Origin of the sequence: Acidilobus saccharovorans 345-15 (genome assembly GCF_000144915.1) — an archaeon.
Taxonomy (GTDB): domain Archaea; phylum Thermoproteota; class Thermoprotei_A; order Sulfolobales; family Acidilobaceae; genus Acidilobus; species Acidilobus saccharovorans.
Window position 1 is genome coordinate 369,144 of the sequence record NC_014374.1, and the last position, 14,541, is coordinate 383,684.

Annotated in this window: 10 protein-coding genes and 3 tRNA genes; 6 read left to right on the top strand and 7 right to left on the bottom strand. The window is 52.7% G+C overall.

Features of this window, described 5'->3' with window-relative positions; all coding sequences use genetic code 11:
• Positions 1 to 107: 107 nt before the first annotated feature.
• The 5 genes from ASAC_RS01885 to ASAC_RS01905 all read left to right on the top strand — a co-directional run bounded on the left by ASAC_RS01885 (position 108) and on the right by ASAC_RS01905 (position 5,870).
• Complete coding sequence (locus ASAC_RS01885) at positions 108 to 1,331, top strand: aminotransferase-like domain-containing protein (protein WP_238523636.1); 1,224 nt, start codon at positions 108 to 110, stop codon at positions 1,329 to 1,331.
• 310 nt (positions 1,332 to 1,641) lie between these two features.
• On the top strand, positions 1,642 to 2,604 hold the full coding sequence (locus ASAC_RS01890) for an NAD-dependent epimerase/dehydratase family protein (RefSeq protein WP_048812945.1): 963 nt from the start codon (positions 1,642 to 1,644) through the stop codon (positions 2,602 to 2,604).
• Positions 2,605 to 2,633: 29 nt separating this feature from the next.
• Positions 2,634 to 2,708 (top strand) — tRNA-Glu (locus ASAC_RS01895).
• A gap of 1,058 nt (positions 2,709 to 3,766) precedes the next feature.
• On the top strand, positions 3,767 to 5,329 hold the full coding sequence (locus ASAC_RS01900) for a hypothetical protein (protein ID WP_013266287.1): 1,563 nt from the start codon (positions 3,767 to 3,769) through the stop codon (positions 5,327 to 5,329).
• A 452-nt stretch (positions 5,330 to 5,781) separates the two neighbouring features.
• A tRNA-Cys gene (locus ASAC_RS01905) sits at positions 5,782 to 5,870 on the top strand.
• An 8-nt stretch (positions 5,871 to 5,878) separates the two neighbouring features.
• Here the strand turns inward: ASAC_RS01905 and ASAC_RS07615 are convergent.
• The 4 genes from ASAC_RS07615 to ASAC_RS01925 form a co-directional block, all read right to left on the bottom strand.
• Complete coding sequence (locus ASAC_RS07615; protein ID WP_013266288.1) at positions 5,879 to 6,889, bottom strand: ABC transporter ATP-binding protein; 1,011 nt, start codon at positions 6,887 to 6,889, stop codon at positions 5,879 to 5,881.
• On the bottom strand, positions 6,843 to 7,673 hold the full coding sequence (locus ASAC_RS01915; RefSeq protein ID WP_013266289.1) for an ABC transporter permease: 831 nt from the start codon (positions 7,671 to 7,673) through the stop codon (positions 6,843 to 6,845). The genes ASAC_RS07615 and ASAC_RS01915 overlap by 47 nt, the downstream gene beginning before the upstream one ends.
• Before the next feature lie 6 nt (positions 7,674 to 7,679).
• On the bottom strand, positions 7,680 to 8,891 hold the full coding sequence (locus tag ASAC_RS01920) for a substrate-binding domain-containing protein (RefSeq protein ID WP_013266290.1): 1,212 nt from the start codon (positions 8,889 to 8,891) through the stop codon (positions 7,680 to 7,682).
• Between the two features lie 67 nt (positions 8,892 to 8,958).
• Entirely contained in the window at positions 8,959 to 9,129 is a 171-nt protein-coding gene (locus ASAC_RS01925) for a CopG family ribbon-helix-helix protein (protein ID WP_013266291.1), read from the bottom strand.
• Positions 9,130 to 9,280: 151 nt separating this feature from the next.
• Between ASAC_RS01925 and ASAC_RS01930 the strand changes: the two genes are divergently transcribed.
• Positions 9,281 to 9,388, top strand: a tRNA-Met gene (locus ASAC_RS01930).
• A 73-nt stretch (positions 9,389 to 9,461) separates the two neighbouring features.
• Here ASAC_RS01930 and nuoN read toward each other — a convergent pair.
• From nuoN to ASAC_RS01945, 3 genes are read right to left on the bottom strand one after another with little or no spacing between them, the layout of a single operon-like run.
• Positions 9,462 to 10,901: an NADH-quinone oxidoreductase subunit NuoN gene (nuoN, locus tag ASAC_RS01935; protein WP_013266292.1), complete on the bottom strand. Its 1,440-nt coding sequence runs from the start codon at positions 10,899 to 10,901 to the stop codon at positions 9,462 to 9,464.
• A 6-nt stretch (positions 10,902 to 10,907) separates the two neighbouring features.
• Positions 10,908 to 12,968, bottom strand: coding sequence for an NADH-quinone oxidoreductase subunit 5 family protein (locus ASAC_RS01940; protein WP_013266293.1), 2,061 nt, complete (start codon positions 12,966 to 12,968; stop codon positions 10,908 to 10,910).
• The gene (locus tag ASAC_RS01945; protein ID WP_013266294.1) at positions 12,968 to 14,536 is read right to left on the bottom strand and encodes a complex I subunit 4 family protein; all 1,569 of its coding nucleotides are present in this window, start codon (positions 14,534 to 14,536) and stop codon (positions 12,968 to 12,970) included. Before ASAC_RS01945 ends, ASAC_RS01940 begins: the two co-directional genes overlap by 1 nt.
• Between the last annotated feature and the right edge of the window lie 5 nt (positions 14,537 to 14,541).

Here is a 14,541-nt window from a genome sequence, read left to right on the forward strand (position 1 = left end):
TCCCACCATGTGTACCTAGTCGGTTTTATAAAGCTCCAAACGTAAAATACATAGTGCTTTAAAGCTTCTGACATCTTTTAACAAATAGGCCGAGCAGTTTGATTGATGTGGCAAGTAAATTCTCAAGCGGAGTGAAGTCCCTGAGGCCGTCCGAGATAAGAGAAATTCTGGCACTGACGGAGAACAAGAAAGTGCTGAGCCTTGCCGGAGGGCTGCCGGGCCCTGAGGTCTTTCCGAAGGAAGAGCTCGCTGCCATAGCGTCAAGGGTCATAGAGGAGCTCGGGGACAGCGCCCTTCAATACTCACCCACCCTGGGCGTTATGCCGTTCAGGGAGGCCGTTGCAGACTTCGTGAGAGGCAAGGGCGTCAAAGTTACTGACAACGACAGGGTTGCTGTGACAACGGGAAGCCAGGAGGCGATATACCTGCTTGCAATGACGCTGATAAACCCAGGCGATGGCATCATAGTTGAGAGCCCCACTTACCTGGCGGCGCTCAACGTGTTCAGATACTACGGGGCCAACTTCATATCTATACCGCTAGACGAGAACGGCATGCGGACGGACCTGCTCGAGGACAGCATCAAGAAGGCTAAGGAGAAGGGCATTAACGTCAAGATGATATACACTGTAGCCACGTGCCACAACCCAACAGGCGTCATAATGAGCGACGACAGGAGAAAGGAGCTGATGGAAATCGCCAGCAAGTACGACCTGCTGGTAATAGAGGACGACCCCTACAGCTTCTTCGTGTTTGACGATGACGTGAATTTCACGCACCTTAAGACTATGGATGACGAGGGCCGCGTGATATATCTTGGCACATTCAGCAAAATCCTGGCTCCAGGGCTGAGGCTTGGGTACATGATAGCCGACAGGCAGCTCGTCAGGGCGGTCGAGCTGGCGAAACAGATGGTCGACCTTCACTCGTCCACACTTTCCCAGTACATAGCACTCTACGCAATAAAGGAGGGCGTGGTTGACAGGACTATAGAGAAGGCCAGAAAGTCATACAGGGAGAAGAGGGACGTGATGATAGAGGCCCTGGAGGAGTACATGCCAGACGGCAGCCACTGGTTCAGGCCAAGGGGAGGGCTCTTCGCCTTCATATACCTGCCAGAGGGCGTTGACACATCAGACATGTTACAGATGGCCATAGACAGGGGCGTCGCATACGTGCCAGGCAGGAGCTTCTTCAGCGACGGCAGTGGCGCGAATGCAATGAGGATAAACTTCAGCTACCTGCCGCCTGACAAGCTGAGGGAGGGCATAAGGATCATAGCCAACACAGCTGTAGACTACCTAAAGGCTAAGGGCAAGGTTGCCTCCTGAGGGCTCGGAGCTCCAGACCTTCATCATTTTTCATCAGGTAAACCATCTCCTCACGGCCCTAGCACACTAAGTTTAGGGAAAGGCTCTTATCTTCAACGGGGCCTTCAAGTAATAGACTCTTCCGCGGATGCTATCTCCGGCCACTAACAGCTTGCGGCCTAGCCTTTGAACGCAACAATTTTATTATTATAGTGCGCCCTAGGTATACCCTGGCGTGAAGAGGCTCGAAAGGGCTGACATCAGGATGAAGAGCCCGCGCAGGGCTGACCGTAAAGTCTGCGGGTGAACTTGAGTAGAGGGTGCAGTGAGCGTGAAGTTCCTGGTAACTGGGGGTGCGGGCTTCATAGGCTCTCACCTGGTGGAGCTGCTGATAGAGGAAGGTCACGACGTCACGGTTGTTGATAACCTGAGCACCGGCAGGCTCGAGTTCCTCAAGGACGTGATGGGAAGCCCCCATCTCAGGTTCATTAGGGCCGACCTGACGAGCCCTGAGGTGGCCAGGGAGGTCACCAAGGGCGCTGACGCGGTGGTGCACCTGGCAGCTAACCCGGAGGTCAGAATAGGGTCGCAGAGCCCCGAGTCCATATATCTTCAGAACGTCCAAATGACCTATAACGTGCTTGAGGGCATGAGGGCTAACGGCGTGAAGGCCATAGCGTTTGCCTCGTCCTCCACGGTCTACGGGGAGGCAAGGGTTATACCTACGCCTGAGGACTACGGCCCCTGCTACCCGATAAGCGTGTACGGAGGCTCCAAGCTGGCCTCAGAGGGGCTGATAAGTGGCTACGCGTTTACCTTCGACTGGACCGCGGTGTCGTACAGGCTGGCCAACGTCGTGGGCCCAAGGTCTACCCACGGCGTCATATATGACTTCATAAACAAGCTCAGGAGGGACCCCACGCGGCTTGAGGTCCTGGGCGACGGCAGCCAGAGCAAGAGCTACGTGCACGTCAGCGACACGGTGAGGGCCATGTACCAGCTCTTCATGAAGGCCCTGGAGAAGGGGGTAAGGTATGAGGCCTTTAACATAGGCACCCCGGACAGGATATCCGTGCTTGAGATAGCTAAAATAGTGGCTGAGACCATGGGCCTAAGCCCACAGATATACACTACCGGAGGGGTCGACGGGGGAAGAGGGTGGAGGGGCGATGTAAAGGTAATGCAGCTGTCCATAGAGAAAGCCGTAAGCTGGGGCTGGTCCCCCCAGGTGGGGAGCAGCAGGGACGTCGTAAGGAGGGCGGTTACGGAGGTCCTGAGCGGGTTCAAAGCTTAATTTTCCCTGCGGCTAAACCTGAGCCAGGTGCCGCGGTAGTATAGTCCGGCCCAGTATGCGGGCCTTTCGAGCCCGTGACCCGGGTTCAAATCCCGGCCGCGGCACTTTTTCCTTTACCTTTAAATTGGAAGGGGGCTATGTTCCCTAGATAAATAAGGAATTCATGGTAACGAAGGATATTTGCAGCACTCTCGCGACTTAATAAAGAATGCGTGAGATCGTGGCAAATATTGACATAAAATAAGCTCGACAGCGAGCAAAGATTCGGATTCTAGAGAAAGTGGTTGAGAAATATGAATTGAGCTATGTTGTACAAAAGTCAAGATAAGAGTGAGTAGGAGTGCTCCATACGGATACTTTACAGAGAAAGTGAAGAAGACCTGGATCGGATAATTCAGCTAATTGCGAAAATGCTCGGTTTAGATGAACTAAGCGATGCACCCTGCGAGTTAAAACAGCAGATGGGGCCCCAAGACTATGCTAAGCGTTATCATTAACGCTATGAAGTACACGGCTTTCGTAATTTCCTCTTAACGTCACTTTGCCAGTGCATGGGGATTCCCTAAGGACTGCCATTGGCACATGCATAGTATAAGTGAAGAAGACGTAAAGAAATTTCGAAACGCTGCTCAGCAACATCGAAGAGCCTACCTCTTGCTACACCCCTTATCTAATTTGGGTTTCTCTCAGTTCGTTACCATCTTCCCCGAAATAGGCGATTCATACCAAAACTTGGGTAATTTAGCCTGACCCCCTATCGATGTCTGAAGTTCTCTAACTTCTTAGAGTCTCTTAATTGCAAAAGAACCCGTACCCTAACCCATAGCCTCTTTCTTGCAGCGTCGATACTCTGCGTTGCTGACGCCAGATCCATTGCTTCCCATTCGACTACTACGTCTCCTAGACCAAAGTACTCGTAGAGAAGGCCTTAGGGAATGATACCAGGTATCTATAAATCGCTGCGGGCTGAGCTAAAGTACCCTTTTTCTAACTCTAAATAGCTGGATGAATTCTCCTTATCTTTGATCCCAAGGGAGACCTCTTGTTTATCTGGCACGGCTATATAAGAGGGATTAATTTACCTAGGTGGCAAAATATGGAGGAGATAAAAATTTTGGAGATATCGCCTAAAAGGAGAGGATGAGATTCTTGGGTGAAAGACATGGACTTTTCAACGTTACTGACAATAATCAGATTAACCATGATTAAAGAGAGTAAGCGAAACGCGCTATTATCTCTTATAGTTCAGCTGGCGGTTGCATATTTTATTGCTTACGGCATCAGCCTCTTTTCTCCACAATTTCTACATAACCTCTGGGCTCTAGATATATTAATTGTTACTTCTCTTTTGTTAATAGTCATTTCGGCAGACATCGTTATGAGGGAGTGTATAGATTCATTCATTAATGTATTTCTGAAGAGTATGAACAAGGAGATGAATAAAGAAGAATTCAGGGAAGGGTTCTTTAATGCCCTTAATGTCCTTAAGGATCCTAATAATATAGGCAAACTCGACGATTTATTAAATGAATACTTTGTCAGGGGGGACTTTTTCAAGGAATATAAGGAAGAAGTAAAAAGAAGAAAATCATGCTCCATCCTTGCAAGGATTGACGCTAATTTAGCATATACTTTGCTCCTGCCGGCCGTCTTTGGCAATTTAGCATACGCTTTGCTCCTACCGATCGTCTTTATCTTAATTAATAACCTACATCAGGGCATTTTTTCCAATGTGGACATACGTGTACTAATTATACTAGTAGGTATCACTGCTTACTCGCTATTTGTAAGGAATAAGATAATTGCCAGTAGAGAAAAAGAATACCAGAGCAGATACGAAGAAATTATAGTATCGTATATTTCATCATTATTACTTGAACAGATAATAAATTCTAGATATATAAAAATCAAAAATAGATATAACAGGGTATTGCATTTGTTACTTACTTACGTCGGTGTTCCCTTAAACATGTACACAGTATTTAATTCCCTTTCTGATAGTGGCGATAATACTACTAATTCACAAGAAACAACCACCGCATCTTTGATATACATAATAGATGAGAAAGTACTGAATAAAAGCTACCTTGGTAGGCCTCAAAGTAAAAATGAAAAAGAAGATGTTGATGAAAAGCGCTTAAAAATCGAAGAAGATATCATGTCATTTTTATCTTTAGCAAAGGAAGCCCTAGGCGCTAAATCATTAATGATGATGGACAAAAGAGAATTTACTGAGTTTGTTTGCCGCCTAGCAGAAGAGGCTGGAATGAGAAAGGAATCCCCATTTAATGACTTGTGCAACGATTCTGGAAATAAAGATAACAATTACAATGAAACTAAAAACAACGAAAACAAGGATTTAATACCATATGATATAGGTGAAATAGAGATGTCAGCTCCTCCATACATTCCACTGCCATCTCCATACATTCCATACATTAATAGTATATATAAATTACAAAAATTGTTGAGAATATCCGAAACGAATGATGCTCTCAAACCGCCGCATTCTATTATATTTTTAATTAGGGAAGGGAAATCAGTGTCCGTTAATTTACTTATAATGCTAAGGGCCACACTTAGTATTAAAGATAAAATAATAGATCCTAAGGATTTAGCTTTGTCAGATACCAAGGATCAGTCAAGTAAAAAATGCAGAGCTAAGTGTAAGATAAAACCTGTTGATTATAGCTATGACTTAAATTTCGCTATATTTTTATCCTAAATGTCGCTTTTTTAATCAATGTTGTGGTGGATGTCTTTTAATCTCTCTAGAGTAAACTGGCTAGTTTAACTCTCTGAAGCATTTTATACATTCCACTACTGTTGTTCTGTTCTACTTATCTTTTCTACTTAAACGCGCAACGCTAAATGCTCTCTATCAAAGTTCCACTAAAACATTATCTAGTATTATTTCGAGCCGCGACCTAGGTTCAAATCCCGGTCACTGCACCTGGAGCCCTAAGTCCTCTAGGCAGATGTAAAGCCTAGAGGCCCGTGGGGCTTGATTTAGGATTAGAGGAATTTTGTGCCAAAGTCTGTTAGAACCCTATGGTCAACGCTACTGTGATCTGGTTTGTGTTAAAGCTCTTAACTTGTTTAGCGATGCAAACTTTGCTTTAAGGCGCCCTAAAGGGGCAAACGCACTTAACCCCACCAAGCACAAGGTCTACTGGAGCCGGGGTGGCCGAGCGGTCCAAGGCGGCGGGCTGCAGTGGCTGCGGAGACCCGTTAACTCCCGGGTTCGAATCCCGGCCCCGGCTCCACTCAGAGGCTAAAGGTCCACTACCGCCAGGCCCTCACGTCTTATGCATATCTTAGCTTCCCCTAGCCTGACGTGGTCTCCAGCGAGCCCTACCACCCTGAGGCCGCCCACCCTGGCCACGGCCCTGCGGACGCCGTCAAGCCCAACATACAGCTGCTCAACAATGCCATCTAAGGTGATGCCGTCGCACTCTGGATCTCCAATAAGCACGAAGTTGTACCTGGCAGCCATCGCTTTGCCGTCATCGCACGGCCGTGGATCAACGGCGTTGCACGGTATTATGTTATCATAGCCCAGGTAAACTGCCGCCTCGGCCTTAACTGGGTTCCTAACAGCGGTCTCCACGTCGCCCAGGTCGACAAGCTTCCCGCCGCTCATGAAGAGAAGCCTTGATGCCACCCTAAGGAGCTTGCTTATGGAGTGGCTTACAATAATGGTGGTTATCCCGAACTCCTTCGTCACGTAACGTATTGTGTCTATGAGCTCCTCAACCGATGTCGGGTCCAGGTTGGAGGCGGGCTCGTCGAGGAGCAGGAGCGTCGGCCTGGCTATGACAGCCCTTGCTATGGCGACCCTCTGCATCTGCCCTCCTGAGAGCTCTGTGACCCTCCTGTCGAGGAGCTCACTTATGCGGAGCCTCTCGGCCATCTCCTTGACCAGCCTCTCCCTCTCCCTCCCTGGCACTCCCCTTACCTTAAGGCCGAACTCCACGTTGTCCCTGACGCTCATGTTGTCGAAGAGGGCGAGGCTCTGGGGCACGTAGCCTATGTTTCTCCTGTTTATGGGCATGTAAGTGGAATCGGCGCCGTTTATTATGACTTTACCCTTGACAGGCCTGTAGAAGCCGAGAACTGTCTTCAGCAGCGTCGTCTTGCCGGCGCCGTTGGGGCCGAAGATTAGGGCGACTTCGCCCCTCTCGAGCTCCAAGTTAATAGGGCCGAGCGTGAAGTTGCCCACCCTAGCTACTAGGCCCTCAAGCCTGAGCGCCGAGGCCAGCCCTGGACCCCCTCCTTGCCTCAAGGAGTATCCTTGCGAGCACAAATATGCCCAAAACCACCACTAGCATGGCTGCGGAGAACTTAGCTGCCTCTATTATTCCAATGCCCACGTAGGCCTCATAAATGGCCACAGGGGCCGGGTAAACAAGGGACTTACCAAGGTAAACCTCGTATGCTACTATGAAAAGCGCGCCTGCCTCGGAGGCGGCCCTGGCCCATGAAGTTAGGGCGCCTCCTGCTATGGACCTCTTGATCTTGGGCAGCACTACGCTGATGAAAGTCCTTGCCCTGGAGGCCCCCAGGCTCATCGCGGTGAGCTCAAGCTCCGGGTCAAGCATACTTATGGCTGACTCCACCACCCGCACAGAGTACGTCGCCGAGACGTACGTGACGGCCATGGCCGCGCCCAGTATAGTGTCGACGACGTTGATGTGAAGCCTGTGAAATATGGGGCCAAGCCCCACGTACCAGGAGAATGCAAGGACTATCATGACGCCAACTATTATGTGGGGTATTGCTATGGGTAGGTCTATGAGTGACTCGACAAGGCTCTTGCCCCTGAAGTTATAGCGACTCATGATGTATGCCAGGGGAACCCCAAAGATGACGGAGGCAACAGCAGCTATAGTTGACGTTATTATGGTGACCAGCAGGGCGAGCTCAAAGCTCCTCACCCTAAGCGCTTCCTCAAGCCCGCTGCTGCCGACTAACAGCAGCACGGCTATTGGGTATGAGAAGAAGAGCAGGAGGAGGCCCCCTATGATAACAAAAAGTACTATGAAGAGGTTCAGCCTGAGCCTGGCCAAGGCCCCTCACGATGAGCTGGAGGACGGGAATATACTGCTAAGGTATGACGCGTTGGACAGAGGTACTGTGAATGGCTTCAGCGGCGCAGGCACGGCCGAGTAGTTGCCGTAGACCACGCCGGGCACTATTGGGTTGATGCCGTAGCTCTCGAGCACCTTCTGGCCAGCTGGGCTGAATATTAGCAGCAGGAAGTCAACGGCGGCCTGCGGGTTCGGGGCTGAGTAAGGTATGGTAGCTGTGTAGACCACCGGGTTGCAGGCGAAGGTCTTAGTCACGCCGAGCTCGGTCCAGGTGATGTTCACCTGGTGATAGAAGTTAACGTAGCTCAGGTTGCCGAGGTTTATGAAAGGCGGGAGAGTTATGTACGTCATGTTGAAGCCCTTCTGCTGGTAAGCCTCGGTCTGCGGTATGGCGTTTGATGTGTATGCTGACAGCACAAACTGAACCGAGTTGTTAGCGTACATCAGCGTGAGGAGGTCTATCTCAGTGTTCCTCATCTGGTACTTAGACGGGTTGTTATAGACCGCGCCCCAGTAGTAGGAGGCGTTGTGCATGAAGGCGAGGCCGGCCAGCTTGAGCACGCACTGGGCCTGGTAGCCGCTTGGGTCAGTGAACGGGTTCGAGACGCCAACTACCGTGCTCGAGTTTACCGCTATTATGTCAAATATCTTCTCCCAGGTCTGGTTCCACTGCGCACTGAAGGGCTGCTCCGTCTGGGCCTGCTTCCAGAGGGCGTAGACCTCCTTGCCCGCGGGCGTCTCCAGGTCGACAATTATTACCATCTGCGTCACGCCGAAGGCTATCTCGTAGTTGGCGTACTTGGGGAAGAGCACGCTTGGTATAGTGGTGGTGTCGGCGCTGGCCACTAAGCTGAACACTTGGGTCGTGGCCTCCTTCTGCGCAACCTCGCCGCTACCCGCAAAGAGCGGCTGGCCTTCAGTTATTGACGGGTTGTACTGATTCAGCATCGATAGGAGCTGGCCAAAGCTAAACTTCAGGGTGCCTGCTGCGCCGACGGTGAAGGGAGAAGTAGAGACGGGGGCTGTGGTGGTATAGGTAGTTGTAGTGGTTGTAGTATATGTAGAGGTTGTCGCAGGCGCTGTAACCGTCACAGTCCTATGGGGCGCGGCCACGTACCCGGCTCCAGCGCCAACGACGAGCCCTATTACGAGGCCAACAACGAGGTATATCCATAACGATGCTCCTTTAGAGCTCACGCTGCTGCACCAAAGGGGTAAAGGGGAAATAGGCGATATAAAACTCTTCTTAGCTGATATAACTGTATTAATATACTGATGGCCTGCTTGAAACCTTTGAGGACAGGTAGGCCTCTATGGCCTCCCTAATTATTTCACTTCTGTATCTCTTTTCAGCCACCGCCAGCTTGTCAAGCTTCATTAGCGTGTCAACGTCGAGCTTAAACGTTATTATTCTTAGAGACCTGTCCGCAGGCATTTAAGGCCCCTGAAGCCTGTTCCGCGCTTCTCCATTAAAATCCAGGTCGCTAAGTCCACTATTCACGCCCTGCGGCGGAAACGTATGTCTTTTTACGAAACTGCCAGGGTACTAAGCTTTAAAAAGAGCCTCATCAAATAGCGATACAGGTGCCGCCGTAGCTCAGCAGGTTGGAGCGCCGGACTCATACGGCCCTCGCGCCGAGGTCGGGGCTGGGGAAATCCGGAGGTCCCGGGTTCAAACCCCGGCGGCGGCACCATCTTTCCTTATTAAAAACCAGGAGAGTAAAATCCTGCGCGTTGCTAAAAGCGTGGGTCCAAAACAAAGCGGCTTCAAATGTATATTGAAATTATACCCCTAAAGGTCAGCGGAGCCACGAGGCCTAGCAGAACTATCAGCAGGGAGGCTATCAGCAGCGCAACGGCGTACCTGGCCCTTGGCTTTGGCGTAGCCTCATAATCCTTGCGGAGCATCTCCCTCGAGGCTATTATATAGTAGACGGAGCTCACGCCGCTGTTTATCAGCGCCGCCAGGGCCAGCCAGACGCTGAACCCCACGGCTGCAAGGAACATGTAGAGCTTGCCCCAGAAGCCCAGCAGCGGTGGAACCCCAAGAAGGCTGTAGAGTAGCACTGAGGCCGTGACCGCGCTCAGCGGGCTTGACTTCATGAGGCCCCTCAGGGAGTCAAGGCTTCCTCCCACCTCGCCGGCAAAGGCGAACAGCGGAGCCTTAGCCACGGCATAAGCTATTGACTGGAGGGCCACCGCGAACAGAGAGAGCCGCAGCATGTACTCGTTGCCTACGCCAGCGAAGTAGGAGGCTGCTGCTATTGCGGCGAAGATGTAGCCTACCTGTGCCATAGAGCTGTATGCAAGTATCACCTGTAGGTCCCTGGTGGTTAGGGCGGCGAAATTACCGTACGTCATGGTTGCGACCGCCAGCGCGGCGAGGGTTATTGCAATGATGGTGTGCAGCTGCCCGCCCGAAGCTATTATAACCAGGACCCTGGTCAGGATTGCAAGGAAGCTCAGCTTCACGACGGCAGCCACGAACGAGACGGTCCTTCCGTCGCCCCTGCCGTAGACGCTCGGCAGCCACCAGTGGAATGGGAAGAGGCCAACCTTGAATCCAAGGGCCGCCAGAAGCAGGAGCACCGCGAGGGCCATGAGCCCCCTGGCGTCCGTGGAGAGGCCGCTGACTGGAGTTATCGAGAACGTGTAAGCGCCGCTTGACACGGAGATGAATGCCAAGGAGCCGACTAAAGCAAGGGTCGCTACCATGCCTACGAAGATGTACCTTACGCCAGCCGCCTTGGCGTTCTTAGAGTCCGGGGCTGCTATTATTATGTAGCTGATCACCGAGACCAGCAGCCACGAGGCCAGTATTACCAGGGCGTTAGTCGCCCCAGCTAGGAAGAATGCGCCGAAGAGAGTCATGGGCACTAGGCTGTATAGCGATGGGCTGCTGCTCCACCCTAGCCCATCTGTGCCCACGGCCAGCAGGAATATCGCTGAGGCCAGCGAGGCGCCTAGAAGCATCAGGGACGTGAAGGAGTCCTGCACAACCAGCCCATGATAGAAGCTAAGCGGCCTGCCCAGAGAGGCCGCGTAGAACGATATTCCCATGGCCACCGCAAATGAGCCCACGCCTATGGCTGCCATTACCAGCGGGGCAACGTTGTCCCTGCGGCCCGACGGCGACGTTAAGGGTGCCAGCAGGGAGGCGGCCAGAGTGACGTAGAGCAGGAACTTAATAGTGCCTATCTCCCACATACTTTCTCACCTCCATGCCATGAACATCAGTATGCCTATAATCACCATCATGAAGAGGTAAAGCGTCAATATGTAATCAGTTCTGCCCCTCAGGAGGCCCCTGAGACCCCTTGAGGCCAGCTCGCCGGCCTTAGGGAGCACATAATGGTAGAAGAGGTCTATGCCCCTGTTGACTACGTTGAGCAGCCACGAGAGGCCCGCGAAGGAGTCAAGGAACAGGTAGTATATCGCCGAGTTCACGTACCACCTGTTGAAGAGGAAGGAGTGTATAGCCTTGAGCGCGTCGCTCTTCTGCAACAGATACACCAGGCTGTGACGCCTCATGTAGAGCAGCGCGACGCCCAAGATATCTATTATCACTACGGCAGTTATGACTATTGTCGTAAGGTCTATGGACGGCATGAACGGCGGGGTCACCCTTATGTCAAGGGTCTCCCCGACGCCGCTGGCAACCCAGTAACCCACGTAGAACCACGCGGCGCCCAGTACTATTGAGGCAAGGCCCAGTATTGCGTAGGGTATCAGCATTAGTGCAGGTGCCTCGTGGTAGTGCTTGCCTTCAGCCTCCTTATTAAGCGGCGGCAGGTGGAACACCCTGACTATAAGCCTTGTTATGTAGGCCGCTGTGAAGACCACCGCTATTACAGCTAAGGCATAGAGGGAGTAGACGGCGGTCCTCTCGACGGCGCCTAGGACAAGTTCCTTTGCGAAGAAGCCCAGGAACGGGGGCACCGCGGCCAGGCTGAGCCCTGCGAGCCACGTCGAGATGCCTGTGGCCTTCATGTATCTCCAGAAGTTGCCCATGTCATCTATGAACCTGCTCTCCGAGGCGTGGAGCGCGTAGCCGGCCACCAGGAAGAGCGCGGCCTTAAACACGGCGTGCGCTATCAGCATTGCAAGCCCTGCCATCTCGGCGTAGGCCATGGCCGCATAGTTGCCTGTCACCACTGCAAGGCCGCCCGCGGCCACCGCGAGTATCATGTAGCCCAGGTACTCCGCGGTTGAGAAGGCCAGTATGAGCTTAAACTCGTGGTTAACTATGGCCATAGTGGCCATCATGAACAGCGTCACCGCCGCCAAGGATGCCACCAGCAGGAAGTACTCATGTACTTGGGCAACGGCGGCGGGAGCCCCAAGGGACGCCGCCACCAGGGCTCCAACGAAGAATATGGGAGCGAACCTGAGCATGTAGTAAACTCCGACCTTAACCATGGTGGCTGCGTGTATCAGCGCTGAAACGGGGGTTGGACCGGTCATAGCTGTCACAAGCCATTCGAAGAAGGGGAACTGGGCGCTCTTGGAGAGGGCGCCCAGCGTGAACACGAAGAGGAATATGGCCAGGAGCCCCCTTGACGCTAGGAACGCCATCCAGCTGCCGGCGGAGCTGGCAATAGCTGGTATGCTCATCGACCCCACCAGCGCGAAGAGGCCAGTCATACCTATGATGAAGCCTACGTCGCCTACCCTGGTGAACAGTATTGCCCTGACGCCACTCGTGCTTGGCTCGAAGTACATGGGCTTTCCTAGGGCGGTGCTCCTGGGGACACCAACCCAATACTCTTCCTCGTCGGTGTACCAGTGGCCTATGAGCGCGTAGCTCGCAAGTCCTGTGCCCTCCCACCCAACGAACATAAGTATCAAGTTGCTTGCGGTCACTACAAGCATCATGCTGCCCACGAAGAATGATATGAAGAAGAAGTAGCGCTGAACTCCCCAGTCACCCTTCATGTACTCGACGCTGTAGAGGTCTATTAGGAAGCTGAGCCACGAAACTACAGTGGCCATTATAGCGCTGAGCCCGTCCAAGTAGACGCCAACGTGGACCCTCAGCAAAGAATCCCAGTACCAGGCGCTAGTGGCGTATATGACCTCGTGGTCTGCTAGCACGTAGTAGAGCGCAGCTGTTGAAACCAAGGCGCTGGCAAGCACGCTGAGCACGCTTATTATGCTATAGACCTGCTCCCTCCTCACCCCTGCCAGCCAGAGCAGGGCAAGTAGGCCGGCCCCAGTGAACGGGGCAAGCCAGGTCCATGACCAGGTTAGCCAGTACGCGTGAACCACCGTCATTATGGACCACCTCCAAATCCCGAGAGGAGAACCACGTGGGATATTGCGGCGCTAAGGCCTGTCGTGAGCGGGTTTATAGCTAAGAAGAAAACAACTCCAAATACCGCCACGGCCAGCATGGCTAGCTTGAAGCCGTCAACGCGCTCCCTGGCCTCAACCTTTGACCTTGGCTGGCCATAGAAAACTCTCCTCATGGTTATAAAGGAGTACGCGGCCGTTATCGTCAGTGCAACTATGAGTAAAAGGCTCAGCCCGAACATAGTGGCCAGGTTTATGAACAGTAATGACTTGACGACCCCGAGCACTACAAATATCTCGCTCCACATGCCAATGCTAGGCGGCAGCCCAGCTAAGTTCATGAAGCCAAAAAGGGCCAGGGCTGCCACTAGTGGGTACCTCCTCGCGAGGCCGCCCATCTTAGTTATGTCCCTGAGCCCGTGGGCCTCGGTTATGAAGACTCCGGCTGACATGAAGAGCAGGGCCTTGCCTATGGCATGCGATAGGTAGATCAGCATGGCGCCCATAATGCCATACTCGTTAAGGGTTGCAAGCCCCAGGAGCATGTAGCCCATCTGGCTTATGCTCGAGTATGCCAGGAACCTCTTGAAGTCGGTCTGCCTGAGCGACACAAGGCCCGCGTATATTATTGTTGTGAACGCAAGGCCCAGCAGGAAGTCGCGCCAGCTCTCCATCTGGGTCGGGAAGAGAGGTATGACGAACCTCGCTATCGCGTAGCCTGCAAGGCCTATGAGGTTAGGCGACAGAAGGGCGGAGATGGGCGTTGGCGCCTCAGCGTGCGCGTAGGGGAGCCACATGTGAACCCCGAAGACGGCCATCTTAACGAAGAGGCCGAAGAGCAGCAGCGCGGCTATCAGCGTCGCCGCCGAGCCTATGTACTCAACCGAGCCCACGGAAACCAGCTGCCCGTTCAATAAGGTCAAGTAGTCGAAGCTGTGAGTGAGGTAACCCAGGTAGAGGACTCCAGTCAGGAAGACCACGGCACCTATGTGGGTCCAGACGAAGTATAGCAGTGAGATCCTCCTCCTGTCACCGTAGCCATAGAAGGCTATGAGCAGGAACGATGATATCAGGCTGCCCTCAAGGAACACGTAGAACTCCACCAGGTTGGTTGAGTACGCAAGGCCCAGCATGGTGGCCGCGAAGATGTTGTAGAGCAGCAGGTAGGTGCCAAGGCTTGGGGGCCTCTCGCCCGACTCCTCCATCTCGCTTATCCTGGTCTCCATGTACTTTATGCTGTAGATCGCCACGAAGGAGGTCACTATGGAGAGCCCTATGATCACGGGCGCTGATAACCCGTCTATACCAAGGGCTATAGTGCCTACTGAGTACCTGGTTAAGTTGAAGTAAAGTGGGTCCACCAGACTCCCCGTCTCCAGAGCCCCTGAGGCGTAGCCGTAGACGATAATGAGGAGGGGGATGATGAGGGAGGCGGCCGACAGGTAGAACAGCGCATGAAGCCCTGATCTGCTCCTGAGAGGCCAGGCTATGATGCCAAGCAGCACGGGCAGGATAACGGTTATCCAGAGCAACGGGTACGGAAGTATCATATGGC